This window comes from Halosegnis marinus (genome assembly GCF_029338355.1).
Classification (GTDB): domain Archaea; phylum Halobacteriota; class Halobacteria; order Halobacteriales; family Haloarculaceae; genus Halosegnis; species Halosegnis marinus.
In genome coordinates, this window is the sequence record NZ_CP119802.1 from 444,069 (window position 1) to 466,208 (window position 22,140).

The 22,140-nt window shown below is 71.7% G+C and carries 29 protein-coding genes and 1 tRNA gene; 10 read left to right on the plus strand and 20 right to left on the minus strand.

Annotated features, from left to right (window positions below; all coding sequences use genetic code 11):
• The 9 genes from rpmC to P2T37_RS02635 are packed head-to-tail and all read right to left on the minus strand — an operon-like array spanning nt 1 to nt 5,675.
• Entirely contained in the window at nt 1-207 is a 207-nt protein-coding gene (gene rpmC, locus P2T37_RS02595; protein WP_276235196.1) for a 50S ribosomal protein L29, read from the minus strand.
• Entirely contained in the window at nt 207-1,166 is a 960-nt protein-coding gene (locus tag P2T37_RS02600) for a 30S ribosomal protein S3 (protein ID WP_276235197.1), read from the minus strand. Before P2T37_RS02600 ends, rpmC begins: the two co-directional genes overlap by 1 nt.
• A gap of 1 nt (nt 1,167) precedes the next feature.
• Nucleotides 1,168-1,626 (minus strand): 50S ribosomal protein L22, encoded by a 459-nt coding sequence (locus tag P2T37_RS02605; RefSeq protein WP_276235198.1) that lies wholly within the window; start codon nt 1,624-1,626, stop codon nt 1,168-1,170.
• Between the two features lie 2 nt (nt 1,627-1,628).
• Nucleotides 1,629-2,051, minus strand: a complete 423-nt coding sequence (locus P2T37_RS02610) for a 30S ribosomal protein S19 (RefSeq protein ID WP_276235199.1) — start codon at nt 2,049-2,051, stop codon at nt 1,629-1,631.
• On the minus strand, nt 2,048-2,785 hold the full coding sequence (locus tag P2T37_RS02615; RefSeq protein ID WP_276235200.1) for a 50S ribosomal protein L2: 738 nt from the start codon (nt 2,783-2,785) through the stop codon (nt 2,048-2,050). The genes P2T37_RS02610 and P2T37_RS02615 overlap by 4 nt, the downstream gene beginning before the upstream one ends.
• A 2-nt stretch (nt 2,786-2,787) precedes the next feature.
• Nucleotides 2,788-3,036 carry a 50S ribosomal protein L23 gene (locus tag P2T37_RS02620; protein ID WP_276235201.1) on the minus strand — a complete coding sequence of 83 codons (249 nt, stop codon included), beginning with the start codon at nt 3,034-3,036 and terminating at the stop codon, nt 2,788-2,790.
• Complete coding sequence (gene rpl4p / locus P2T37_RS02625; RefSeq protein WP_276235202.1) at nt 3,033-3,779, minus strand: 50S ribosomal protein L4; 747 nt, start codon at nt 3,777-3,779, stop codon at nt 3,033-3,035. The genes P2T37_RS02620 and rpl4p overlap by 4 nt, the downstream gene beginning before the upstream one ends.
• A complete protein-coding gene (locus tag P2T37_RS02630) occupies nt 3,779-4,786 on the minus strand; it encodes a 50S ribosomal protein L3 (RefSeq protein WP_276235204.1) in 1,008 nt (335 codons plus the stop codon). The genes rpl4p and P2T37_RS02630 overlap by 1 nt, the downstream gene beginning before the upstream one ends.
• A 7-nt stretch (nt 4,787-4,793) precedes the next feature.
• Entirely contained in the window at nt 4,794-5,675 is an 882-nt protein-coding gene (locus P2T37_RS02635) for an RNA methyltransferase (RefSeq protein ID WP_276235205.1), read from the minus strand.
• Between the two features lie 280 nt (nt 5,676-5,955).
• Between P2T37_RS02635 and P2T37_RS02640 the strand changes: the two genes are divergently transcribed.
• Together P2T37_RS02640 and nadE are read left to right on the plus strand one after the other, a co-directional pair.
• Nucleotides 5,956-6,026, plus strand: a tRNA-Gly gene (locus tag P2T37_RS02640).
• 256 nt (nt 6,027-6,282) lie between these two features.
• A complete protein-coding gene (nadE, locus tag P2T37_RS02645; protein ID WP_276235206.1) occupies nt 6,283-7,116 on the plus strand; it encodes an NAD(+) synthase in 834 nt (277 codons plus the stop codon).
• Here nadE and P2T37_RS02650 read toward each other — a convergent pair.
• Both P2T37_RS02650 and P2T37_RS02655 read right to left on the minus strand, forming a co-directional pair.
• On the minus strand, nt 7,104-8,201 hold the full coding sequence (locus P2T37_RS02650) for a YhjD/YihY/BrkB family envelope integrity protein (protein WP_276235207.1): 1,098 nt from the start codon (nt 8,199-8,201) through the stop codon (nt 7,104-7,106). The genes nadE and P2T37_RS02650 overlap by 13 nt on opposite strands.
• 31 nt (nt 8,202-8,232) lie before the next feature.
• On the minus strand, nt 8,233-9,081 hold the full coding sequence (locus tag P2T37_RS02655; RefSeq protein WP_276235208.1) for an alpha/beta fold hydrolase: 849 nt from the start codon (nt 9,079-9,081) through the stop codon (nt 8,233-8,235).
• Nucleotides 9,082-9,132: 51 nt separating this feature from the next.
• On the opposite strand from P2T37_RS02655, the gene P2T37_RS02660 reads away from it, so the two are divergent.
• The 4 genes from P2T37_RS02660 to P2T37_RS02675 all read left to right on the plus strand — a co-directional run bounded on the left by P2T37_RS02660 (nt 9,133) and on the right by P2T37_RS02675 (nt 11,722).
• Nucleotides 9,133-9,444, plus strand: a complete 312-nt coding sequence (locus tag P2T37_RS02660; protein ID WP_276235209.1) for a thiamine-binding protein — start codon at nt 9,133-9,135, stop codon at nt 9,442-9,444.
• A gap of 39 nt (nt 9,445-9,483) precedes the next feature.
• Nucleotides 9,484-10,416, plus strand: a complete 933-nt coding sequence (gene mch / locus P2T37_RS02665) for a methenyltetrahydromethanopterin cyclohydrolase (protein ID WP_276235210.1) — start codon at nt 9,484-9,486, stop codon at nt 10,414-10,416.
• Entirely contained in the window at nt 10,413-10,898 is a 486-nt protein-coding gene (locus tag P2T37_RS02670; protein ID WP_276235211.1) for a double winged helix-containing putative transcriptional regulator, read from the plus strand. The genes mch and P2T37_RS02670 overlap by 4 nt, the downstream gene beginning before the upstream one ends.
• 155 nt (nt 10,899-11,053) lie before the next feature.
• Complete coding sequence (locus P2T37_RS02675; protein ID WP_276235212.1) at nt 11,054-11,722, plus strand: HAD family hydrolase; 669 nt, start codon at nt 11,054-11,056, stop codon at nt 11,720-11,722.
• Here P2T37_RS02675 and P2T37_RS02680 read toward each other — a convergent pair.
• From P2T37_RS02680 to P2T37_RS02700, 5 genes are all read right to left on the minus strand, one after another.
• Nucleotides 11,716-12,663, minus strand: a complete 948-nt coding sequence (locus P2T37_RS02680; RefSeq protein WP_276235213.1) for a M48 family metallopeptidase — start codon at nt 12,661-12,663, stop codon at nt 11,716-11,718. The genes P2T37_RS02675 and P2T37_RS02680 overlap by 7 nt on opposite strands.
• Nucleotides 12,664-12,704: 41 nt before the next feature.
• A complete protein-coding gene (locus P2T37_RS02685) occupies nt 12,705-14,327 on the minus strand; it encodes a GTPBP1 family GTP-binding protein (RefSeq protein WP_276235214.1) in 1,623 nt (540 codons plus the stop codon).
• A 99-nt stretch (nt 14,328-14,426) separates the two neighbouring features.
• Nucleotides 14,427-15,317: a DMT family transporter gene (locus P2T37_RS02690; RefSeq protein ID WP_276235215.1), complete on the minus strand. Its 891-nt coding sequence runs from the start codon at nt 15,315-15,317 to the stop codon at nt 14,427-14,429.
• 50 nt (nt 15,318-15,367) lie between these two features.
• A complete protein-coding gene (locus tag P2T37_RS02695) occupies nt 15,368-16,084 on the minus strand; it encodes an HAD hydrolase family protein (protein ID WP_276235216.1) in 717 nt (238 codons plus the stop codon).
• 53 nt (nt 16,085-16,137) lie between these two features.
• The gene (locus tag P2T37_RS02700) at nt 16,138-16,647 is read right to left on the minus strand and encodes a J domain-containing protein (RefSeq protein WP_276235217.1); all 510 of its coding nucleotides are present in this window, start codon (nt 16,645-16,647) and stop codon (nt 16,138-16,140) included.
• Nucleotides 16,648-16,721: 74 nt separating this feature from the next.
• Between P2T37_RS02700 and P2T37_RS02705 the strand changes: the two genes are divergently transcribed.
• The gene (locus tag P2T37_RS02705; RefSeq protein ID WP_276235218.1) at nt 16,722-16,934 is read left to right on the plus strand and encodes a hypothetical protein; all 213 of its coding nucleotides are present in this window, start codon (nt 16,722-16,724) and stop codon (nt 16,932-16,934) included.
• On the opposite strand, the gene pyrF is transcribed toward P2T37_RS02705, so the two are convergent.
• Complete coding sequence (gene pyrF / locus P2T37_RS02710) at nt 16,931-17,728, minus strand: orotidine-5'-phosphate decarboxylase (RefSeq protein ID WP_276235219.1); 798 nt, start codon at nt 17,726-17,728, stop codon at nt 16,931-16,933. The genes P2T37_RS02705 and pyrF overlap by 4 nt on opposite strands.
• 77 nt (nt 17,729-17,805) lie before the next feature.
• Between pyrF and P2T37_RS02715 the strand changes: the two genes are divergently transcribed.
• Nucleotides 17,806-18,465, plus strand: coding sequence for an HAD family hydrolase (locus P2T37_RS02715; protein WP_276235220.1), 660 nt, complete (start codon nt 17,806-17,808; stop codon nt 18,463-18,465).
• 14 nt (nt 18,466-18,479) lie between these two features.
• On the opposite strand, the gene P2T37_RS02720 is transcribed toward P2T37_RS02715, so the two are convergent.
• Nucleotides 18,480-18,869 carry a DUF7993 family protein gene (locus tag P2T37_RS02720; RefSeq protein ID WP_276235221.1) on the minus strand — a complete coding sequence of 130 codons (390 nt, stop codon included), beginning with the start codon at nt 18,867-18,869 and terminating at the stop codon, nt 18,480-18,482.
• Nucleotides 18,869-19,309 carry a DUF2240 family protein gene (locus P2T37_RS02725; RefSeq protein ID WP_276235222.1) on the minus strand — a complete coding sequence of 147 codons (441 nt, stop codon included), beginning with the start codon at nt 19,307-19,309 and terminating at the stop codon, nt 18,869-18,871. The genes P2T37_RS02720 and P2T37_RS02725 overlap by 1 nt, the downstream gene beginning before the upstream one ends.
• 101 nt (nt 19,310-19,410) lie before the next feature.
• On the opposite strand from P2T37_RS02725, the gene P2T37_RS02730 reads away from it, so the two are divergent.
• Entirely contained in the window at nt 19,411-19,788 is a 378-nt protein-coding gene (locus tag P2T37_RS02730) for a 30S ribosomal protein S8e (RefSeq protein WP_276235223.1), read from the plus strand.
• A 33-nt stretch (nt 19,789-19,821) separates the two neighbouring features.
• Here P2T37_RS02730 and P2T37_RS02735 read toward each other — a convergent pair whose 3' ends face one another.
• Nucleotides 19,822-20,817, minus strand: a complete 996-nt coding sequence (locus P2T37_RS02735; RefSeq protein ID WP_276235225.1) for a phosphate uptake regulator PhoU — start codon at nt 20,815-20,817, stop codon at nt 19,822-19,824.
• Nucleotides 20,818-21,109: 292 nt separating this feature from the next.
• Between P2T37_RS02735 and P2T37_RS02740 the strand changes: the two genes are divergently transcribed.
• Nucleotides 21,110-22,096, plus strand: a complete 987-nt coding sequence (locus P2T37_RS02740) for a PstS family phosphate ABC transporter substrate-binding protein (RefSeq protein ID WP_276235226.1) — start codon at nt 21,110-21,112, stop codon at nt 22,094-22,096.
• Nucleotides 22,097-22,140 lie beyond the last annotated feature (44 nt).

Below are 22,140 nucleotides of genomic sequence, written 5' to 3' on the forward strand. Positions count from 1 at the left end.
TTACTCGTGGTCGCCTTCCTCGCGCTGGATCGTCTTGATCCGCGCGATGGTCCGGCGAAGCTCCTTGGTTCGCCCCGGGTTGTCCGGGGCACCGCCGGCCGCCTGAACGGCCTTCGCGTTGAGCAGTTCCGTGCGGAGCTCCTCGACCTCCTCCTCGCGCTCGGCGGGAGTCATGTCGCGGATCTCCTCGACGTGGACGATGGCCATCAGTCGTCACCCTCCTCGTCGTCGGTCTCCTCGTCGCTCGCTTCCTCCTCGTCCATCTCGTCGAGCAGCTCCTCGGCTTCCGCCTCGGTCTCCTCGTCGAGGTCCTCGACCTCGGCCTCGAGGTCGTCGAGTTCCGCCTCGACGTCGTCGTCCGAGGGGGCGGTGGGCGCCGCGCCCTCCTCCGTCTCGATGTCGTCCTCGACGAGCTCCTCCTCGGCGAGGTCGATGGACTCCTCGTCCAGCTCCGCCTCGTCCACGTCCTCGGCGTCCGCGGAGAGCTCGCCCTCGTCGAGCGCCTCGTCGGCCTCGGCGAGCAGCTCGTCCACGTCGCCCTCGGCCTCCTCGACGAAGGCCTCGACGTCGGCGTCCTCCTTGATGTGGAAGTCGTCGGGCAGCTGGGCGTTCGGCGGGATGATCTTCACCTGCACGCCGATGGTACCGAGCTTCATCACGGCCGTCCCGACGCCCGAGTCGACGATCTCCTCGGCGGGTTCGCCGTTGTGCTTGACGTAGCCGCGGTTGAACTTCTCCACGCGCGAGCGGGCGCCGGTGACCTTCCCCGAGAGGACGATCTCCGCGCCGAGCGCGCCGGCGTCCATGATGCGGTCGATGGTCGTGTGGCCCGCACGCCGGAAGTACCAACCCCGTTCGAGGGCGTTGGCCAGCCGGTCGGCGACGATCTGGGCGTTCAGGTCCGGCTCGTCCACCTCCTGGACGTCGATCTGCGGGTCGTCGAGGTCGAACTCCTCCTCGATCTGGGTGGTGAGCTTCCGGATGTTCTTCCCGCCCTTGCCGATGACCATGCCGGGCTTCTCTGCCTTGAGGACGATCTGGGTCCCCATCGGCGTCTGCGCGAGCTCCATGCCGCCGTAGCCGGCACGCGCCAGCTCGTCGGCGAAGAACTCGTCTATCTGGGTCCGGCGCATGCCGTTCTCGATGAACTGGTGTTCGTCTGCCATGTTACGTTGCCTCCTCGATGACGATCTCCACGTCCACCTGCGGCGTGTTCCACGCGGACGCGCGACCGAACGCGCGGGGCTTGCGGCCGGGGGACTCCCCGACCTTGTGGGCGGCGATGTGGATGATCTCCATCGCCTCGCCGTCGAAGCCCTGGTTGTCGGCGTTCGAGGTGACGTTCTCGAGGAGGTCGAGGAACGCCTTCGACGCCTTCTCCGGATACCGGCCGGCGTCCCAGCCCTCGATGTCGGAACGGTGGCCGACGCCCGAGTTGTGGGACTTGAACGGGACCGAGCGGTCGCCGTCTATCACAGCGTGCAGGTACTCGACGGCCTCGCCGACCGTCTTGCCCTTGATCTCGCGGGCGATAGCCTTGCTGTGCTTGTGGCTCATGTGACGCTCCCGGAGCATGGCTTTCGCCGTCGTGTCCGGGTCCGCGTCGATGCTGTAGCTGATTCCCATCGTTACTTGAGCGGGACGAACTTCGACGACCGGGTCGCCCCGATTCCGGCCTGTCCGTGTTCGACCGAGGTACGCGTAAGCACGAACTCGCCGAGGTAGTGCCCGAGCATCTCGGGTTCCACCTCGACGCGCTCGAACTCGTGCCCGTCGTAGACGGCGAAGGTGAGCCCCACGAACGCCGGCAGGACCGGCATGTCGCGGAGGTGCGTCCGGATGGGGTCGTTCGCCGTCCCCTCCGGCTCGCGCTCGCCCGCCGTCTCCACCAGCTTCTCTTGCTGGGCGGTCAGGCCGCGTCGGATACTTCGCCGCTGGCGCGCGGGGAGCAGTTCCGCTACCTCGTCGAGCTCCAGGTCGCGGAGCTCGTCGAGCGTGTGGCCGCGGTAGGTGAACTCGCCCTCCCGGCCGGTCTGGTAGTCCGTGCTCATTTGTTCTTGTTACCTCCTTTACCGCCGCGGCCCGTGCGCCGCGACGCGATGTCGCCGACCTTCCGGCCCGGCGGAGCGTTCCGCGAGACGGACTTCGGCTTGCCGGGGTGCTGGCGGCCGCCGCCACCGAACGGGTGGTCGACGGCGTTCATCGCCACGCCGCGCACGTTGGGCCACTTGGTACCCCGCGCGCGCATCTTGTGGTGCTTGTTCCCGGCCTTCACGAACGGCTTCTCCGTCCGGCCGCCGCCCGCGACCGTCCCGATGGTCGCGCGGGCTTCCGGGCTGAGACGCCGCATCTCGCCCGAGGGCAGCTGGACGACCGCCGCGTTGCGGTCGTGGGTGAGAAGCGTCGCGTTGACGCCCGACGCGCGGGCGAACTTCCCGCCGTCGCCGGGCTGACGCTCGACGTTACAGACGGGGACGCCCTCCGGAATCTCCGCGAGCGGGAGCGTGTTCCCGACCGCGATCTCGGCGGAGACGCCCACCTGAATCGTGTCGCCGACGCCCACGCCCTCGGGGGCGAGGACGAGACGCTGGTCGCCGTCGTCGAACTCGATGGCCGCCACGGGCGCGCTGCGCGCGGGGTCGTGTTCGATGTCCACGACCGTGCCCGAGACGACGTCCGCGTCCTCGACGGTGCGGTGCGACAGGTCGGCCTTGTAGCGGTGCGACGGCGCCCGGAACGTGGGCGTGCCGCGGCCGCGGCGTTGTCCTTGGATTCGTCGTCCCATTCTCAGAACACCCCGATGCGGGAGGCCACTTCCTGGGCGTCGTCGTCCTCGGAGAGGGTGACGACGGCCTTCTTGATTCCCTGCGGCGTGACCTGCGTGTTGACGCTCTCGACACCCACCTCGAAGCGGGTCTCGATGGCGTCGCGTATCTCCGGCTTCGCCGCGTCCGTCTCGACGACGAACTGGAGCTTGTTCTCCATGTCCATGTCGTTCATCGCCTTCTCCGTGACGAGCGGGTAGCGGACCGTCATCGGTCGGCCACCTCCTCGACGGCGGACTCGGTCCACACGGTCAGGCGACCCGGATGGGTGCCCGGCGCGAGGTCCTCGGCGGAGACGTTCGCCGCGGTGGCGACGTCGACGCCCGCGAGGTTGCGGGCGGCCTTCGACGGCTCCTCGCTCGTGACGAAGAGGATGGACGTGGGCTCCTTGTGCTTGCGGCCGCGGGAGGTCCCGCGCCCGGCGCGAACCGACTTGCCCGCGTCGGCGCGCTCGACGTCGGCGTGGGCGCCGACGGCTTCGAGGAAGGAGACGACCTCCTTCGTCCGGAGCAGGTCCTCGAACTCGTCGCTCACGACGAGCGGGAGCGCGAGGTCCTCGTCGAACGCGTGGCCGCGCTCGGCGACGCGCTCGGCGTCCGTCGTGGCCGCGATGGCCGAGCGGACGGCGAGCTTTCGCTCCTTCGTGTTGATGTCGAGCGTGCGGTCCTTCTCCGCCTTCGGCGGGTGGGCCGGACGGCCCTTCACGGCCTGCGGGACCCGACGCCCCTGCCCGTCCTGGCGGGGAACGTGGGCCATCCCGCGACCCGAACCCATCGACTCGGCGGGCGTGCGGAGGCCGGCGAACTCGTCGGCCCCGTAGTCCTGTCGTCGGTTTGCCCGAGCGGCCTGAACGGCGCGCTTGATGAGGTCGGGCCGGTAGTCGGTGTCGAACACCGCCGGCAGGTCGACCTCGCCCGCGTCCGAGCCGTCGAGGTTGCGTACTGTTGCCTTCATTATCCTTGGTTGGACGCCGTCGAGACGAAGCGCACCTCGGGGTCGAGGCGCGGCTGGTCGTTCGGTCGGACGGCGGGTCGCAGGCGGAGGACGCGCTTGTCCGGGCCCGGGAGCGAGCCCTTGACGAGCGCGTACGCGCCGTCGACTTCGCCGTAGTTGACGAAGCCGCCGTCGGGCGTGACCTCCTCGTCGCCCAGCGCCATGATGCGCTTGTTCAGCTCCGTGCGCTGGTGGTAGCCCGTCTGCCCCTGCTGGGGGACGGTCGAGCGCACGCGGGAGGGGTTCCACGGGCCGAGGTTGCCGATGCGTCGGCGCCACCCCTGCCGGGCGTGCTTGCCCTTCCGCTTCTGAACGCCCCACCGCTTGACGGGGCCCTGCGTCCCCTTCCCCTTCGTGATGCCCGCGACGTCGGCGTACTCGCCGGCGCGGAACACGTCGGTCGCCTCGTGTGCCCCGCCCTCGTCGAGCAGGTCGAGCGCGAACTCGACGCGGTCCGCGACGGAACCGCCGCCGACGCGCGTCTCCATCACGTCGGGGTCCTTCTTCGGAACGCCCGACAGCTCACCCGGGAGGGTGTGCGTGATGACGCGCACGTCCGCGACCCGACCCTCGTCGAGCGCGGCGTGGACGTCGTCGGCGTCCGTGCTGTTCTGTTCGGGCGTCGACAGCGCGCGGCCGAGGTCCTCGTGGAGCTCGTCGCTCCACGTCTCGGTCAGCGGTCGAAGCCCGTACGGCGTGTCCTCGTAGACTCGAAGGGCGGCGGCCCGCATCGGCGGGGTCTCGACGACCGTGACGGGGACCGTCTCCTCCATCCCCTCGCGGGGCGAGTTGGGCTCGTCGTTGATCGTCACGACGTGGGACATGCCGGCCTTGTAGCCGGCGAATCCCTGGAGCCCGGGCTGTCCGTCGTCGGCCGGCCAGCTGTTGAACCGCGGGACCTCGCTGGTCGCACGGATGCGGGGGCCGAAGCCCATCGAGCCTTTTCGTGGTCTGCTTGGTTGTGGCATTCTGGTCTCACTCCAGTGTGAGGGCGGCGAGGGTGGCGAACATCGCTTCCTCGGTTCGCACCACCTCGCTGCCTTGGTTCGGAACCGTGTTGAGCCAGAGGTCGAACCCCGCGCGGGGTTCGAAGTCGTCAGCGTCGTCGCGTGTGCCGGCGGACGCGGCTGCGTCCGACGGAACGGTCGCTTCGCCCGGCTCGACGCCGAGGATCTCCGGGAGCCCCCGTTCGGGGGACCCGAAGACCACGGTAACGCCGGCGTGAACCCGCTCGACCAGCGAGTCGAGTCGGTCCACGGTGAGCGGCTCGCCGTAGCGCGAGGCGGCGATACGGACGCCTGCGTCCTCGCGGGCGAGCGCGGTAGCGAGGTCCTCGCGCGTCACCTGATACCCCGGCGGGGTGTCGTCGGTGAGACGCGCGCGGACCGGTTCTCGCGAAGTAACCCTGACTGTGACGCGCTCTCCCTCCGCGGGCACCCGCATGGCGGGCGGCACCGGGAGCGAGACCGGGTGTTGCAGTCCGCAATTGACCCGAACGCGGTCGTCAGCTCCGACCTCGGTCACGATTCCCTGTCTTAACGACCCCGAATCGTCCGATCCGGAGCCGGTCCGTGAGGCGACGCGGAGCGGCGGCAGGACGCCGACGTACTCCAGTTCGTCACGCCTCCCCCACGCCTCCTTTCGGAGGTACGGGGGCGTGGCCGCGTACCGCAGGACGGTATCGACGAACCCGTCGCCGAACCGACCCGTATCGCCCTCCCCGTCGGGGAAGACGACGAGCCGGTCCACCCGGAAGACGACCGCCGCGCGTGCGACGTAACCGAGTTTGCGAGTCGCCTCGCGTTTGTCTTCGGCTTCCCGGGTTAGAGACGACGGCACGAGTACGGTGCGTGTCATGCCGTGTCGCTTCCGTGTCCGCTCACTAGACTGTAGCGAGAATAACCGAACCCGCACATAAAAGTGACGCGGTTCTATCCCCCGGCTGCGGGGGTTTCACAGGGGTCTCGCGTGTGTTTCCGTCTCACACGGACGGGACGAGGTGCGGACTGTACTCCTTCGCGCGCACACGCGCAACGACGGCGGCGAATCGGCCCGCCCTCCGGGCTTTCTTTCGTCCTTCGGTTCCCCGATTCGGAAGCCTTTTACTTACCACCGTATTCGCATAGGATGCGAACGCGCACCGGTAGTGTAGTGGTATCACGTGACCTTGCCATGGTCACAACCCGAGTTCAAATCTCGGCCGGTGCACTTCCTCTCCGACGCCACATCCCGTAGCTCCCGCTCTTTCTCGCAACCCTCGACACGTCCGCACGGTTCCGACTCGTCCCGAGCCACCGAATCGGACGTTCGTGAATCTAATTCCGTATTATCACCTTGAGGTAGCTAATGACTGCGCGGAAAACGGTTATGTACCGTCGCTTCCGCGCGTCGAACGTGAACACCGTCGCCCGAACACCGCCCGACCATGCGCCGCGCGCGCCGACCGCACCGCCGACCGAACCGGATGACGCCTGACCTCGACCCGGCCGACCGGCCCGGGGGGCTGGTCACCGACCCGGACGCGCTGGCCGACCTCGGCGCGTCGCTCGTCGGCTTCGTGGAGACCGCGGTCGCGGAGGCCGACGCCGAGCGCGCGGTGGTCGCGCTCGACGGCGGCGTCGAGTCGGCCGTCGTCGCGACGCTCGCGGCCGACGCGCTCGGTCCCGACCGCGTGACGGCGCTCGTGATGCCCGCCCACCTGAGCAGCGAGGCGCCGGCCCGGGACGCCGAGGCCGTCGCCGCCGGCCTCGGACTGGAGGCCGAGCGCGTCCACCTCGGGCCGATGCTCGCGGCGTTCCGGGAGGTGATGGGCGAAACCGGCGCGCCGGCGGACGACGTGGTCGCGGTGAGCAACGCGCTCTCGCGGTTCCGCATGGCCTGCGCCTACTACCTCGCGAACACCTCGAACGGCGTCGTGTTCGGGACGGCGACGCGCACCGACCGCCTGCTCGGGGCGGTCGCCAAACACGGCGACGTCGGGGCGGACTTCCTCCCGCTCGGCGACCGCTACTACACGGAGGTCCGCGCGCTCGCGCACGAACTCGCGCTCCCCGACGCGGTCGTCGCGGGACCGCGCGGCGGCTTCGCCGTCGGGCCGACCGACGCCGAGACGCTCGGCGTCCCCGAGCGGACGCTGGACGAACTGCTCGTCGCGCTGGTGGACGCGGACCTGTCGCCCGCGGCGGCGGCGGAGCGGGCCGGCGTGTCCGTCGAGGCGGCGGAACGCGTCGCCTCGTGGCGCGCGGCGACCGCCCACAAGCGCCGCCTGCCGCCGACCCCGGCGACCTACGGCGGGTAGTCCTCGTCCTCGTTCCCGTCCTCGCGCGCGTCGCGGACCCACGAGTCCCACCGGAGGACCACCTCGCCGCGCTCGCGGTCGCCGCCGAGCAGGGCCGGCCGCTCGACGGTGGAGACGGCGACGCGCGCCTCGTCCGGCGCGGGAAGCGTCACCGTCTCGTCGCCGACCGTGACGGTGACCGTTCCTCCCGCGTCGAGCGCGGCGTCGAGGTCGCGCAGCGGCGCGACGAAGTCGGCGTCCTCGTGTCCGGGGTCGACCCCGCCCCACGCGATGTCGGGCACGTCCTCAGAGCGGCCCGAGAGGACGGCGTTGACGGCCGCGCCGAGCAGGAGGACGAAGCCCGTGAAGTAGAGCCACGTCACGAGCAGGACGATGACCCCGACGACGCCGTACTCGGTCTTCGAGGACACCTCGGCGTAGTACTGGAACCCCCGCCCGAGGACGGTCCAGCCGACGGCCGCGACCAGCGTCCCGGGCACCACCTCGCGGACGGTCACGTCCTCGTCGGGGAAGACGTAGTACATCGGGAGCAGGGCGACGGCCACCACGGCCACCGTCGCGAGCGCGCGGACGACCGCGCCGACGGCCCCGCTCCCGGGCAACACGAGAACGGCGTCGGCGACGGAGACCGCCGTGATTCCGAGGCCGACGGCGAGGAAGACGACGACCCCGTCGCGTATCTGGTCGAGGAAGGTGTTCGCCGCGGTGCTCTCGTAGATGTCGGAGAAGGCGGTGTCGAGCCCCCGGAAGATGCGCAGCGTCCCCCACACGAGCACGGCGAGCGAGACGGCCGACAGCCCGGCGTTCTCGGTGGCCGAGCGCGCCGCCCGCACCAACACGTCCACGTCCTGGCCCGTGAGATAGCCCGCCGCCGCGGTCAACACCTCCTCGGCGAGCCGTTCGCCGCCGACGCGGGAGAGCACGAGCAGGAGCAGCAGCAGGAAGGGGAGCAGCGAGACGAACGCGTGGTAGGCGACGGAGCCGGCCATGAACGACACGTTCTCCGCGCGCACCTCGCGCACGACGGCCGTGACCACCTCCTTCGTCCGGGTCGCGGCGCGGCGTCCCCTCGTCGTGGTCGACATGCGCCGGGCTACACGCCCGGCCCGGAAAACGCTACGCGAACCACGCCCGGAGTTCGTCGGCGACGACGGCCGGGCGCTCGCGGTGGAGGAAGTGGCCGGCGTCGCGCACCCGGCCGACCCGGCACGTCTCGAACGCCTCGCCGGCGCGGTCGTACAGCTGCGTCCCGATACAGCGGTCGTCGGCCCCGGTGAGCAGCAGCGTCGGCGTCTCGAAGACGTGCCCCTCGGAGGGGTCCCGTATCCCGTTCGCCCGGACGCCCTCGACCGTCGCCGCCACCATGTCCCGGTAGTACGCGACGGCGTTCGCCGCGGTGTCGCCCTCCGCGAGCGTCCGCTTCACCCGCGCGACGTGGGCCTCGTCGTCGAACCCCGGCGACCACGACCCGTACAGCGCGTCCACGAGCGCGAAGTCGCGGGCGCGCAGGAGCCGAACCGCGCCCGGCGCCTGGAACAGCCAGATGTACCACGACCGGAGGAACTGCGACGGATACGCGAAGAGCAGGGCGTCGAACCGCGGCGGAACGGCCATCGTCGCGGCCCGCTCCACGGTGTCGGAGCGGAGCGCCCCGTAGGCGGCGACCGCGCCCCAGTCGTGGCCGACGACGAAGCGCGTGTCGAGCGCCTCGGCCAGCGCGGCGGCGTCCCGGCCGATGGCCGCCGGCGAGTAGTCGTCGTCCGGCGACCCGCCCGTCGGCCCGTAGCCGCGCATGTACGGCGCGAGCAGTCGTACCCCGTCGAGTTCGGCCGCGAGGCGGTCGAACGTCCGCGGGTCGTCCGGGAAGCCGTGGAGACAGAGCCACGGCTCCCCCTCGCCGAACGCCCGCCCGACGAACTCCCGCCCGTTCGCGGTCACGGCGAACCGCTCGCCCTCGGTGTCCATACGCCCCCCTCGGGGGCCGGCGTTATATCGGTGGAGGTCCGACTCGGGAACATGACAGTCGTCGCGATGCTGAGCGTCGCACCGGTTATCGAGGGGAGCATGGCGGGCGAGGTGGCGAAGGCCGTCGCCGCGCTCGACGACTTCGACGTGTCGTACGAGACGAACCCGATGGGGACCGTCATCGAGGCCGACACGATAGAGGAACTGATGGCCGCGGCGACGGCCGCACACACGGCCGTGGACGGCGACCGCGTCTCCACGTTCCTGAAGATAGACGACAAGCGGACGAAGACGACGACGGCCCGCGCGAAGGTGGACCGCGTCGAGGAGGAACTCGGGCGGGAGGCGCGCGGGGAGCGGTAGAACGGACACGCCTTTGGCCCCGCTCGGCCAAGCGCGGGTATGGAGAGCCTCAATCGGATGGCGCTGGAGCTCGTCGACGAGGCGATGGACTTCGCCGACGAGCTGGCGGTCGAGGCGTTCGAACTCGACAACGGGGGGACGGTGGTCGACTTCGGCGTCGGCACGCCCGGCGGCTACGAGGCCGGGATGCTGCTCGCCGAGATACAGACCGGCGGCCTCGCCACGGTCCAGACCGAGTCCGGGGACGTCGAGGGCGCGCCGATTCCGCACGTGAGCCTGCACACCGACCACCCCGCCCTCGCGCTGCTCTGCTCGCAGAAGGCCGGCTGGGAGGTCTCGACCGACTCCTTCGAGGGGCTCGGCTCCGGACCGGCCCGCGCGCTCGTCGCGGAGGAGGACGAGTTCCGGCGCATCGGCTACGCGGACGCCTTCGAGTTCGCCACGCTGTGTCTCGAAGCCGAGACGCTCCCCGACGAGTCCGTCGCCGAACACGTCGCCGACATGACCGACCTCGACCCCTCGTCGGTGTTCCTCCCGACCTTCCGCACCGACTCGGTCACCGGGAGCGTCGCGCTCGCGGCCCGCGCCGGCGAGATGGCCGCCTTCCGGCTGACCGAACTCGGCTACGACCCGCTCGACATCCTCACGGTCCACGCAACCGCGCCGGCCGCACCCGTCGCCGGCGACTACGAGACGGCCGTCGCGCGCACGAACGACGCGCTCGCCTACGGCGGGCGTGTCCACCTCACCGTCGACAGCGATTTCGACCGCTTCGACGAACTCCCCTCCACGGCCGGCGAGGAGTACGGCCGCCCCTTCGCCGACATCTTCGAGGCGGTCGACTGGGACTTCTACGAGGTGCCGACCGACGTGTTCGCGCCCGCGCAGGTGACGGTCGACGTGGTCGGGGGCGACACCCACGTCCTCGGGCGGACCGACGAGGCCCTGCTGGCGGAATCGTTCGGCCTGTGAGGTTCAAGGTCGTCCCGCCCGTGCCGGAGTCGCTCGACCGCGTCGAGGCGGTGTGGCGGGGCGTCCCCATCGTCCCCGACGCCGAGGAGTCCTGCTGTCGCCGGCTGATGCGCGACGCCGACGTGCCGGCACAGGACACGGCCAAGGAGTGGCTCACCTTCTCGCGCGCGCTCGGCCTCGCGGAGGAGGGCCCGCGCGGCTACGCCCGCGTCCGCGACGGCTACGACCCCGACGCCTTCCCCGCGCGCTTCCGCGAGGGCGTGTACGCGGCCGACGAGACCCTCGCCGTGCTCGCGGACGCCGACGAACCGCTCTCCCCCGATGAAGTGTTCGACCGCCTGCGCGACCGCGTGCCCGCGTGGGAGCGCGCGCGCAGCACCGACTGGCAGGACACGTGGCGCGAGCGCGTCGGCCGCATCCTCGACTGGGCCGTCCTGCTCGGCCTCGCCGCGGAGCGCGACGGCGGCTACGTCCGAGCGTAGACCCGACCGACCGACCACGGGCGGGACTGAAAGGGGCGGCCGGGGCTTTCGAGGTGTCGTCGCCGCGAGCGGGTCCGTGGCGTGAGTGACCGGAAAGGGAGACGCACACGAACGGAGCGCGTCAACGTTTTGTACGCCGACACGAACCCAACAGCGTGTACGAGACCGTCCTCTTCGACATCGACGACACGCTGTGCACCTACCGGCGGACGGCCGCCGCGGTGCTCGACGAGGCGTTCGGGACGGTCGGCGTGGAGCCGTACTTCGAGGCGAGCGCGTACCACGACCGCTACGCCGAGTTCGTGGACGACACCGAGGACATCGACGACCTGCGGCGGGAGTGTTTCGCGGCCATCAGCGCCGACGCGGGCCGCGACCCGGACCTCGGGCGCGCCGTCGCGGACGCGTTCGCGGCCGCCCGCGACCACTCGAACGTGAAGCCGCTCCCCGGCGCGCTGGAGGCCGTGGAGGCGCTCTCCCGGGACCACCGGGTCGGCGTCGTGACGAACGGCGCGCCGGCGATGCAACGGGCGAAGCTCCGGGGGCTCGGACTCGCGGACGCCTTCGAGACGGTGGTCCACGCGGGCTACGACGCGCGCGCGAAGCCCCACCCGGAGCCGTTCGAGCGCGCGCTCGCGGCGCTGGACACGCCGGCCGAGTCGGCGATACACGTCGGCAACTCCCTCTCCTCGGACGTGGCCGGGGCACACGCCGCGGGCGTGGCCTCGGCGTGGCTCGACGCCGGCACGACGCCGGACCCGACCCCGACCTACACGCTGGGGTCGATGGCGGACCTGACGCGGCCGCCGTGGCGCTCCTACTGAATCGGTATCCGCCGTCCGCGCGCGCGGTCGGCCCGCTCGCGGAGCCGTTCGACGCGCGCCTCCATCGGCGGGTGGGTGGCGAGCAGGCGCGTGAGCGTCCCGCGCTCGTCGCCGTGGATGTACAGCGACGACAGCGGGCCGGAGGCGGCCGCCGCGCGCTCTATCTTCGAGAGCGCCGCGGCCAGCGCCGCGGGGTCGCCCGTCAGTTCGACCGCCGTGTCGTCCGCCGCGAGTTCGCGGCGGCGCGAGTACGCCCGGAGGACGAGCGTCAGGGCGAAGAGGAGGACGACGGCGAGGCTCCCGACGGCGACGCGGGCGCGGACGGTCGCGGTCCGGACGGCCTCGTAGCTCTCCCCGCGGACGAGCGCCAGCCCGCGGGCCGCCCCGGCCGCGAGCAGCATCGCGGGGAGGAAGACGAGGCCGAGCAGGCCGGCGACGGTCGAGACGAGGCTCGCGCCGAGCGTGCTCACGAGGCCGTCGCGGGCCTTCACGTGCGCGAGTTCGTGCGCGAGGATGCCGTCCACCTCGCGGGCCGAGAGCAGGCGGAAGAGGCTCGCGTCGAGGACGACGACGCCGTCCGAGGGGCCGCCGAGCGCGAGCGCGTTCGGCGCCTCCATCCGGGCGACACAGAGCGTCGGGCGGTCGATGCCGAGGTCGACCGAGAGTTCGTCGAGCCGGCGGTACAGCTCCGGGGCGCGCGCCGGGGAAACCTCCTCCGCGCCGAGCGTCCGCAGGACGGCGGCCTGCCCGAGCGCGTAGGAGACGTAGCCGAACGCGACGGTGACGGCGAGAACGACGACGGCCGTCGTGACGGGGTCGGGCCGCTGTCGCCACAGGAAGAGGAGGCCGCGCCACGCGAGCCACGCGCCCGCGGCGTAGAAGGCGACCGTGGCGAGGCCGGCGACGACCATCGCCAACCGGGTCGCGAGGGACCGCTCCATGTGCGGGGGAGGCGCGGCGCGACGGAAAGGGTTCCGGGCGGCTACTCGTCGGGGACGCCAACGACGGTGCCGACGCCCTTCGACGACCCCTCGCGGAAGACGAACCGCTGACCCTCCTCGACGAGGTAGGGCCGGAACTTGAAGCGTATCGTCGCCCGGCCCGTATCCCCGGGCAACAGTTGGCCCGCGTCGGGGTGGAAGACGGCCGCCTCGCTCACCGTTTCGAGGTGGACGACCGGCTCGTAGCCGTCGTCGATGCGCGTCGGGTGGTTCAGCACCATCACCTCGGCCTCGAACTCGCGGACCGCGGTCGGTTCCGAGTCCCGGGGGACGAGCACCATCCCGCGCTCGATGTCGGCCTCCTTCACGCCCTTCAGCGCGATGCCGACGATGCGGCCCGCGCGCGCCTCGTCCACGCGGTGGTAGTGCATCTCGATGCTGCGGACCTCCACCTCGCGGAAGGTGCCGTCGGCGGTGGGGCCGAGCAGGAGTTCGTCGCCGGCCTCGACGGTGCCCGAGCGGACGGTGCCCGACGCGACGGCCCCGACGCCGGTCACCGAGTAGGTCCGGTCGATGTACATCGAGAAGTCGCCGGCCTCGCGGGCGGTCTTGGGAAGCCGCTCGAACAGTTCGTCCAGCACCGCGAGGCCGTCCATCGTGACGGCGCTCGTCGCGAGGACGGGGACGACCTGCTCGGAGATCTCCTCGATGGCGGCCTCGACGCCGTGGCGCGCGACGGGCAGCGGCGTCTTGTCGGCGTTGCGGAGCAGGCGCTCCACCTCGCGTTCCAACTCCGCGACGCGTTCGTCGGGGACCATGTCGGTCTTCGTGATGGCGACGACGGTGGGGAGTTCGGTGGCGAGCAGGATACCGAGGTGCTCGCGCGTGGTCTTGGTCGGGCCGTCGTCCGCGGCGACGACGAGCAGACCGTAGTCGAGTTTCTGCCCGACGAGGCCGCGAATCGTGGTGCGGAGCCACGGCTCGTGGCCCACCGTGTCCACGAACGACACCAGGCGTTTCGCCTCGCGGACCACCTCGGCGCGGTCGGACTTCCGGTCGGGGTTGTCCATCCGCACGGGGCCGCCCTGCTCGTCGAAGCCGTACACGCCGTACGAGAGGTCGGCGGAGAGGCCCCGCTCCACCTCGTGGGGCTGGACGTCGAGGAACGACCGGGTGCCGCCCTCGCCGTCGTCCGGCTGGCCGGTGACGAGCGAGCCGACGAGCGTCGACTTGCCGTGGTCGACGTGGCCCGCCGTCCCGACGACGATGTGGTCGTCGTCGGTGTCGAGCACCGCGCCCTCCTTCAGCGTCGCCACGCCGACGAGGCCCTCCTCGGAGTCGCCGCCGGCGGCGCGGGCGTTCCACGTCCCCACGTCGTCGATGTGCGCGCCGGCCTCCTCGGCGAGCAGGCTCAACACGTCCATCGTCTCGGAGAACTCCTCGGGGGGGATGCCGGCGACGCCGCCGTCGTCGGTGACCCCCACCACGTACGTCGCCTCGCCGTCGCCGGACAGCACCCGGTGGCGCAGTTGGGCGGCGAGCGACTCCAGGCGGCCGTCCGCGAGGTGCACGTCCTTCGTCAAGCGCTCCTTGAACTCCACGCTGCCGCCCTCCTCCTCGCCCCGGCGCAGGGCGGAGTCGAGGACGGCGCGGTCCGCGCTCATGTGTGCGACGGTAACAACCGCCGGCGTAAAAGCCTTCCTCGGGCACGAACGTCGGGTAGGAGTGCTATACCCCCCGGGAGCGGTCCGTACCGCTCCCCATCAGTCGGCGGTCGAGACGAGGTAGACGCCGCCGGCCATCACCGCTCCGCCCGCGAGGAACGCCGGGCCGACCGACTCGTCCAGGAGCGCGGCCCCGAGCGCGACCCCCACCACCGGCTGGGCGAAGAAGGCGACCGCCGTCGCGGAGGCGTCGGCCCGCTCCATCCCCTTGTACCAGAGGTACCACGCCGCGGCCGTGGAGACGACGCCGAGGTAGCCGACGGCCGCGAGCAGCGCGGGCGTCCACGTCACCCGCGCGACCGAGGCGTCCCACAGGAGGTACTCCGCGAGCGCGCCCGCGCCGAACAGCGGCACCGCGAGCGCCGTGGCGTACGTCGCGGCCTCCAGCGCCGAGTACTCGCGTATCAGCCGCTTGCCGAACGCCGTGTATCCGGCGAACGTCGCGGCCGCGACGACGAGCAGGGCGGGCCCGACGACGGCCCCGCCCGCGAGTTCGCCCGGCCCGTACTGCCCGGCGAGGACGAGCGCCGTCCCGACGAGCGCGAGGCCCGTCCCCGTGGCCTTCCGGGGGCCGAACCCCTCGCCGAGGACGGCGACGCCGAGCGCGACGGTGAACACGGGCGTGAGGACGGTGACGAGCGAGCCCTGTGCCGCCGTCGTGGCGTCGGTGCCGACGAACTGCGCCGACAGCGAGACGGCGAGGAGGACGGCGAGGGCGGCGAACCCGCGGACGTCACGCCGCGAGAAGTCGCGGGCCGGCTTGGTCGCGCGGACGACCGGGAGCAGGACCACCGCGCCCAGCGCCGCCCGGAGGAAGACGAGCGCGAGCGGCGGCACCGCCGAAAAACCCCACTTCGAGACGACGTACATCCCGCCCCAGATGGCGGCGGCGAGCAGCGGCGCGGCGAGCGGGTAGTCGCGGACGCGCATCTATCGGGCGGGGGGTCGCGGGCGGCTGAAAGGCGCCGGCCCGTCCATGGTCACGCGGTCGCGCGGTCGAGGGCTTCGAGGAAGCCGTCGGCGTAGCCCGCGTCGGTGACGTGGTCCGCGGCCGCGAGCGCGTGCTCGTCGGCGTTGGCGACGGCGTACGACTCCCCGGCGACGGCGAACATCTCCGCGTCGTTCTCGCTGTCGCCGACGGCGAGGAAGTCCGACGGCTCGTATCCCAGCGCCGCGGCCGCGCTCTCGAGGCCGGTGTCCTTGTCCACCGCCGGGTCCTTCACGTGGTAGGCGTAGCCGGTGTCGACGACCTCCAGGCCGTGCTCGGCGGCGAGCGATTCGAGCGGGTCGAGCGGTCGGTCGCGCGCGACGGCCACCTCCGTCTCCCGCCAGTAGTTCACGAGGTCGGGCGTCCCCCACCCGAGGTCGTAGCCCGCCTCGCGGTAGGCCGCGGCCACGGCGTCGGCGGCGGTGCGGTCCCCGTTGTGGACGACGCCGTCGGACTCGCCCCCGCCGTAGGGGTCGTCGCCGGGGTCCGTCTCGCAGAGGACGACGCCGCCGTTCTCCGCGACGACGCGCTTCGGGAGGTCGATGAACTCACAGAGACCGACGGGGAACGGGAACGCCTTCCCCGTGGCGACGACGACGGGGGCCTCGTCGGCGTAGGCGCGCAGGGCGTCGAACACGCGGGGGTCGATGCCCCGGTCGGGCTTCGGGCGGGTGAGGGTCCCGTCGATATCGACGGCGAGCGGTCGCATACACGGCCCTCGGGGGCGTCGGTTACAAGGTCGTCGGTCGCGGGAACGGCCCGTCAGTCGGTCAGTCGCTCGTAGGCCGCGGTGACCTCCTTGAACCGTTCCTCGTCGCCGCCGCGGTCCGGGTGGGTGTCCTTCACGCGCTCGCGGTAGGCCTCCCTGACCGAGGCCTCGTCGGCGCCGGGGTCGAGCCCGAGGGTCGCGTACGCCTCCTCCCGGGAGGGGCCGGACGGCGCGTTCGGGTCGATGCGCTGACCGCCGCGGGTGCGCTCGCCGGCGCGGGCCTGCCGGCCGGTCCGGGTGCGGGCGTCGCCGAACCGCGGCCCCGCGCCGAAGCCGCCGCGGTCGTCGGCCTCGCGCGCACGGCTCGCGGCCGCCGCCTGCTCGCGGATGCGTTCGCGCAGGCGGCCCGAGGCGTGCTGCCAGAACAGGTACGTCGCGCCCGCGAAGGGGACGGCCACGAGCAGGACGACCACGTCCCTGAAGACGGCCGCGAGGACGACGAGCAGCACGGTCATCCCCGCGAACACGCCGGCGAGCCCCACGACGAGCGGCGAGCGGTCCACGGGCGCGGTACGTGCGCGGCCCCCGTAAGGCTCTCGCCCCGAGGCTTTTGCCCCGCGGCGTGGGATGGTGTCCTATGAGCGTCTCCGGCGGCTGCGAGATCTGCGCGACCGGCGATGCGGCGTTCGGCTGTGACCGCTGCGGCAAGCTCGTCTGTGACGAGCACTACGACCGCGAGAGCGGCTGGTGTACGGAGTGTGCGGGCGAGCTCCGCAGGCCGCGCGACCGCACGGAACAGGACGAGGACGACGGCTTCGACGACGGCGTGGACACCTACCGGGTGGACTAACGGTACTCGTTCAGCCGCGTCTTCAGTCGCTTCGCGGCGTCGCCGGCCGCGCGGAAGTAGGCGCCCTCCTCGTCGGCGCCCTCGCCGGCGAAGAGGATGCCGCGCGAGGAGTTCACGAGGCCGATGCCGTCCGCCAACCCGTGCTCGACGGCCGCCTCCGCGTCGCCGCCCTGCGCGCCGACGCCGGGGACGAGGAAGGGGAGGTCGGGCACCAGCTCGCGCACCTCCTCGAGTTCCTCGGGCGCGGTCGCGCCGACGACGAGGCCGACGTTGCCGTCGTCCCACTCGGCGGCGCGCTGGGCGACGTACTCGTAGAGCGTCTTGTCGTTGCCCACCGTGAGGTTCTGGAAGTCGCGCGCGCCGGGGTTCGAGGTGCGCGCGAGGACGAACACGCCCGCGCCCTCGCGGTCGAGGAACGGGCGGAGCGCGTCCTCGCCCAGATAGGGATTGACGGTGATGGCGTCCACGTCGTCCAGCACCTTCGCGTACTGGCGCGCGGTGTTGCCGATGTCCCCCCGTTTCGCGTCGAGCAGGACGGGGACGCCCTTGCCGTGGGCGTACGCGACCGTCTCGCGGAGCGCGCGCCAGCCGTCCGGGTCCTCGTAGAACGCCGCGTTCGGCTTGTAACAGGCCGCGTGCTCGTGGGTCGCGTCGATGACGCGACGGTTGAACGCCCACCGCGGCAGGTCGGCGTCGAGGAAGTCCGGCAGGCGGTCGAGGTCGGGGTCGAGCCCCACCGAGACGACGCTGTCGGTCGCGTCGATGCGGGCCGCGAGGTCCTCGAAGAACGTCATTACCGGCGGGTCGCCGTCGCCCCACAACAAGCTTCCGAGTCGGGCGAACTCAAGTCCCCCCGTCCCCTCGGGCGGGTATGGACGTGCGCGCGGTGGCCTTCGACCTCGACGAGACGCTGGCGACGGTGGTCCGCCCGCGCGCCGACCTCCTCGCGACGGCGACCGACCGCGCCGACGCCCCCGCGCTCTCGCGGGAGGAGTACCTCGACGCCCACGCCGAACACAGCGGCGCGGACACGCGCGAACCGGTGTTCGCGGCCCTGCTCGACGGCCGCGACACCGCGGCGACGCCGGCCGACGTCGCCGCGGCCTACCGCGAGGCCGTCACCGACGCGCTCGCTCCGGTCCCCGGCGCGCCCGCGCTGGTGGCGTCCCTCCGCGAGCGCTACCCCGTCGGCCTGCTCACGGACGGCCCCGTCGCGACACAGGAGGACAAACTCGACCGGCTCGGCTGGCGGGCGCTGTTCGACGCGACGGTCGTCACCGGGTCGCTGCCCGAGCCGAAACCCGACGCGGGCGCGTTCCTCGCGCTCGCGGCGGCGCTGGGCGTCCCCGTCGAGTCCGTGGTGTACGTCGGCGACCACCCGGTCAACGACGTCGAGGGGGCGCGCGACGCCGGGATGGTTCCCGTGCAAGTCCTCTACGACGGCGGCCCCGACCCGCACCCCGACGCCGCGGCGACGGTCGAGCGGGACGCGCTGGCCGAGGCCCTCCCGACCGTGCTGGACGGGCTCTAGATGAGAAACGCCCGCTACTCGGGGGCGTCCAGCGATTCCACGACCGCGACGAACACGTCCGTCAGCCGCTTCACCTCGGCGCCGTCCTCGGCGAAGACGAGCGTCCGCGGCGGCTCGACCGCCTTCGGGCGGACGCGGAGACCGGCGTCCCCGCCGGCCGCGACCGCCGCCTCCACCCCGTGCGCGAACGCCGCGTGTATCCGGTCGGGGTGGACCGCGACCTCGGCGACGCGCTCCCCGTCGAGCGCGACCGCGTAGGCGTACGCGCCGAACTCGTCCGGCTCCACGTCGGGGTCGGCGTCGGCGACCGAGAGCCGGCCGAGCGGCCCGGAGTCGCGGCCGTGTATCTCCGAGGAGAGCAGTTCCGCGAGACGCCGGCCGTCCGTCGTCCGGTCCTCGACCATCAGAGGTCGGCGAGGGCCGCGTCGGTTTCGGCCGCCACGTCGATGCCGCGGCGGCGGGCGTACAGTATCGCGGCCGTCTCGATGGTGACCGCGAGGTCGGCCTGCAGGCGGTTGATGCCCGCGACGGCCTCCTGCTTCTCGACGCCGGCCTCGACGCAGGCGCCGAGCGTCTTCTCGAACACGGACCGTTGCTGGAGCACGGACTCGTCGGGGTGGAAGCCCTCGGGGACCGACACGCCGTCGGGGTCGAAGCCGGCGACGAGTTCGTCGCCCTCGCGGTCGAGCAGCCCCTCGCTCGCGGCCACGTCGACCAGCCGCTTCGCCTGGTCGGGGGAGAACCAGTCGCGGTCGAGCGAGAGGTCGACGACGAAGCTGCTCTCGGCCATCCGGCGGCTCCCCGCGGCCCGGAAGGGGACGGCGACGGCGACGCGGAGGCTCATACCGGGCCGGGGAGCGCCCGCGGCAAAGACCCATCGAACCCGGCGTTCGGTCGCCGAACCGAGTCGAACGATTCAAGTCCGCGAGCGGCGAGATTCGGGGTATGAAGAGCCACGGACGTTCCACGACGAAGCGGACCGGCGGGCGACGGCGACCGAACCACAAGAAGCGCAAGCACGAACTCGGCTCCTCGCCGACCGAGACCCGCGTCGGCGACCGGAAGCTGAAGGTCGTCGAGACGCGCGGCGGCACGCAGAAGATTCGCGCAATCCAGAACGACGTGGCGACGGTCGCGACCGGCGACGGCGAGACCGTCAGCGTCGAGATCGAGAACGTCTCCGAGAACGAGGCGAACCCGAACTACGTCCGCCGGAACATCGTGACGAAGGGCGCCATCGTCGATACGCCCGAGGGGCGCGCCCGCGTCACCTCCCGCCCGGGCCAGGACGGGCAGATCAACGCCGTCCTCCTCGACGAGTAACGCGGCTTCTCTCCCGTTTTCCCAGCCGAGCAGCTACGGCTTCGGCGCGGCCTTCTGGAGCGCCGTCTCGGCGATGTTGCCGCCGTAGTCGCCGGCCCGCGACAGCGAGTCGACGACGAGGCCGAGCAACTGCGCCTCCTGGGGGTCGAGGTCGAGCAGCAGCGCGTCCGTCTCGCGGACGAGCGCGTCCACGTCGTCGACGGATTGGCGGGCCTCGTTGGCGAGCCGGGTCGCCTCGTCGGAGTCCTCGGCCAGCATCGCGTCCATCGCGCGCTCGATGACGGCGACGGCCGCGTCGTGGAGCGACCGGAGTTCGTCGGCGACCGCCTCGGGGGGTGCGTCGAGCTCCTGGGCGTTCTGGGCGATCTTCGAGGCGTGGTCCGCGACCCGTTCGAGCTGGCGGGCACACGAGTGGTAGTCGAAGGCCGTCTCGCGGTCGAGGCCGACCTCCGCCGCGGTGGAGGGGTCGCGCAGGACGGAGCGGAACACCCGCGAGACCATGTAGTAGAGGCGGTTCACGTCGTCGTCGCGCTGGACCACGTCGGCCGCGAGGTCCGCGTCGTTCTCCACGAGCGCGTCCACGGCGTCGGCGAGCATCGTCGTCGCCACGAGCCGCATCCGCGTGACGGCGTTGTGGACGGACAGCTCCGAGGAGTCGAGCAGGTCCTGGAGCTGGACGTGTTCGCTCGTCTCGCCGATGACCTCCAGCCCGACGAGCCCCTGGGTCGCGTCGCGGATGGTCCGGCGCTGGCCGGCGCTGATGCGGGGCGCCTCCAGCGTGATGATGTCGAAGCCGCTGACGTACATCGTCATCACGGCGCGCGTGAGCTGGTCCCCCTCCAGGCCGGTGATGTCGAGGGTCCCCTCGACCTTCTCCTCGTCGCGGCGCGGGGTGAGAAGCAGGGCGTCGTCCTCGGGGTGGAACTCCACCACGCTCCCCCCGCTGACGCCGTTCGCCGTCGCCCAGTCCTTCGGGAGGCTCACGGTGTACGTCGACCCACCCGTCACCTGCACCTTTCGCGTCTCCATACCACAGGGTGGCACCCGGGAAGACTATAAATTGCGGTGATTCTATATACTTGTTCGAGAGGACGGGTCCGGAGGGAGCGGAGCGCCGGGAATCGGCCCGCGAACACGGCTCACAGCCGGGAACACGACCGCAAAGCGGGTCGTCAGGACGGAGCCGTACCGCCCGCGTGACACGGTTTTCTCGCCGGCCGTGTCATAGCGGTCCGGTTGAGAACAGTTGCCTATATACAACTACTGTAAGTAAATAGCAATCATAGAAGGGTACTTACTCGGGCTGGCCCCCTCCTCGGGTATGGCAGACGAGACACCGTACTCGCGTCGTCAGTTCCTCGGAGCGACCGGCACGGCGGCGGGCGCGCTCGCGCTCGCCGGCTGTACTCAGACCACCGGCGGCGAGTCGGAGGGGCTCTCCGGCGACGTGGACATCGCGGGGTCCTCGACGGTGTTCCCGCTCGCGACCGCGTTCGGGGAGTCGTTCAGCGCCGACCACCCGGACGTGAACGTCAACGTCCAGTCCACCGGGTCGGGCGGCGGCTTCGCGAACTTCTTCTGTCCCGGCGAGACGGACTTCAACAACGCCTCGCGCCCCATCCAGCCCGAGGAGGAGGAGCAGTGCGCCTCGAACGGCGTCGAGCCGGTCGAACTGACCGTCGCGACCGACGCGGTCACCGTCGTCGTCAACAACGACAACGACTGGGCGACGGAGCTCACGGTCGAACAGCTCCGGGAGATATGGTCCGCGGAGTCGCCCCCGACGACGTGGAGCGACATCGACGGCTCGTGGCCGGACGAGGAGATAGAGCTGTTCGGTCCCTCGGACGCCTCGGGCACGTACGACTACTTCATCGAGGCGATACTCGGCGAGGAGGGGCCGGGCCACCGCCAGGACTACGCCGCGACGGAGCAGGACCGCAACATCATTCAGGGCGTCGGCGGCTCGGAGTACGCCGTCGGCTACCTCGGCTTCGCGTACTACAGCCAGAACAGCGACGCCGTGACCGCGGTCGCCATCGACGACGGCGACGGCCCGGTCGAGCCCTCGCTGGAGACGGCGAAGTCCGGCGAGTACACCCCGCTCGCGCGGCCGCTGTTCACCTACCCGAAGAAGTCCGCGCTCGCGGAGGAACACATCGCGGAGTTCGCGCGCTACTTCGTCGAGAACACGACGAACGAGGAGGTCGTCGCGAACGAGGTCGGCTACGTCCCGCTCTCGGAGGAGGAACAGGCCGAACAGATGGACGTCCTCGAGACCGCCATCGAGGAGGCGAGCGGCAACTGAGCCGTCGAACGAAGAGCTTTTTCCCACACCGTCGGAGGGCTATA

What these genes read in the sequence shown, in the direction of transcription:
- P2T37_RS02635 (WP_276235205.1), bottom strand. Translation starts at nt 5,675, where the DNA reads ATGACACGCACCGTACTCGTGCCGTCGTCTCTAACCCGGGAAGCCGAA.
- P2T37_RS02650 (WP_276235207.1), bottom strand. Translation starts at nt 8,201, where the DNA reads ATGTCGACCACGACGAGGGGACGCCGCGCCGCGACCCGGACGAAGGAG.
- rpmC (WP_276235196.1), bottom strand. Translation starts at nt 207, where the DNA reads ATGGCCATCGTCCACGTCGAGGAGATCCGCGACATGACTCCCGCCGAG.
- P2T37_RS02715 (WP_276235220.1), top strand. Translation starts at nt 17,806, where the DNA reads ATGGACGTGCGCGCGGTGGCCTTCGACCTCGACGAGACGCTGGCGACG.
- mch (WP_276235210.1), top strand. Translation starts at nt 9,484, where the DNA reads ATGGAGAGCCTCAATCGGATGGCGCTGGAGCTCGTCGACGAGGCGATG.
- P2T37_RS02725 (WP_276235222.1), bottom strand. Translation starts at nt 19,309, where the DNA reads ATGAGCCTCCGCGTCGCCGTCGCCGTCCCCTTCCGGGCCGCGGGGAGC.
- P2T37_RS02655 (WP_276235208.1), bottom strand. Translation starts at nt 9,081, where the DNA reads ATGGACACCGAGGGCGAGCGGTTCGCCGTGACCGCGAACGGGCGGGAG.
- P2T37_RS02630 (WP_276235204.1), bottom strand. Translation starts at nt 4,786, where the DNA reads ATGCCACAACCAAGCAGACCACGAAAAGGCTCGATGGGCTTCGGCCCC.
- nadE (WP_276235206.1), top strand. Translation starts at nt 6,283, where the DNA reads ATGACGCCTGACCTCGACCCGGCCGACCGGCCCGGGGGGCTGGTCACC.
- P2T37_RS02600 (WP_276235197.1), bottom strand. Translation starts at nt 1,166, where the DNA reads ATGGCAGACGAACACCAGTTCATCGAGAACGGCATGCGCCGGACCCAG.
- rpl4p (WP_276235202.1), bottom strand. Translation starts at nt 3,779, where the DNA reads ATGAAGGCAACAGTACGCAACCTCGACGGCTCGGACGCGGGCGAGGTC.
- P2T37_RS02680 (WP_276235213.1), bottom strand. Translation starts at nt 12,663, where the DNA reads ATGGAGCGGTCCCTCGCGACCCGGTTGGCGATGGTCGTCGCCGGCCTC.
- P2T37_RS02685 (WP_276235214.1), bottom strand. Translation starts at nt 14,327, where the DNA reads ATGAGCGCGGACCGCGCCGTCCTCGACTCCGCCCTGCGCCGGGGCGAG.
- P2T37_RS02730 (WP_276235223.1), top strand. Translation starts at nt 19,411, where the DNA reads ATGAAGAGCCACGGACGTTCCACGACGAAGCGGACCGGCGGGCGACGG.
- P2T37_RS02720 (WP_276235221.1), bottom strand. Translation starts at nt 18,869, where the DNA reads ATGGTCGAGGACCGGACGACGGACGGCCGGCGTCTCGCGGAACTGCTC.
- P2T37_RS02620 (WP_276235201.1), bottom strand. Translation starts at nt 3,036, where the DNA reads ATGACGGTCCGCTACCCGCTCGTCACGGAGAAGGCGATGAACGACATG.
- P2T37_RS02740 (WP_276235226.1), top strand. Translation starts at nt 21,110, where the DNA reads ATGGCAGACGAGACACCGTACTCGCGTCGTCAGTTCCTCGGAGCGACC.
- P2T37_RS02690 (WP_276235215.1), bottom strand. Translation starts at nt 15,317, where the DNA reads ATGCGCGTCCGCGACTACCCGCTCGCCGCGCCGCTGCTCGCCGCCGCC.
- P2T37_RS02660 (WP_276235209.1), top strand. Translation starts at nt 9,133, where the DNA reads ATGACAGTCGTCGCGATGCTGAGCGTCGCACCGGTTATCGAGGGGAGC.
- P2T37_RS02615 (WP_276235200.1), bottom strand. Translation starts at nt 2,785, where the DNA reads ATGGGACGACGAATCCAAGGACAACGCCGCGGCCGCGGCACGCCCACG.
- P2T37_RS02610 (WP_276235199.1), bottom strand. Translation starts at nt 2,051, where the DNA reads ATGAGCACGGACTACCAGACCGGCCGGGAGGGCGAGTTCACCTACCGC.
- P2T37_RS02695 (WP_276235216.1), bottom strand. Translation starts at nt 16,084, where the DNA reads ATGCGACCGCTCGCCGTCGATATCGACGGGACCCTCACCCGCCCGAAG.
- P2T37_RS02705 (WP_276235218.1), top strand. Translation starts at nt 16,722, where the DNA reads ATGAGCGTCTCCGGCGGCTGCGAGATCTGCGCGACCGGCGATGCGGCG.
- P2T37_RS02735 (WP_276235225.1), bottom strand. Translation starts at nt 20,817, where the DNA reads ATGGAGACGCGAAAGGTGCAGGTGACGGGTGGGTCGACGTACACCGTG.
- P2T37_RS02605 (WP_276235198.1), bottom strand. Translation starts at nt 1,626, where the DNA reads ATGGGAATCAGCTACAGCATCGACGCGGACCCGGACACGACGGCGAAA.
- pyrF (WP_276235219.1), bottom strand. Translation starts at nt 17,728, where the DNA reads ATGACGTTCTTCGAGGACCTCGCGGCCCGCATCGACGCGACCGACAGC.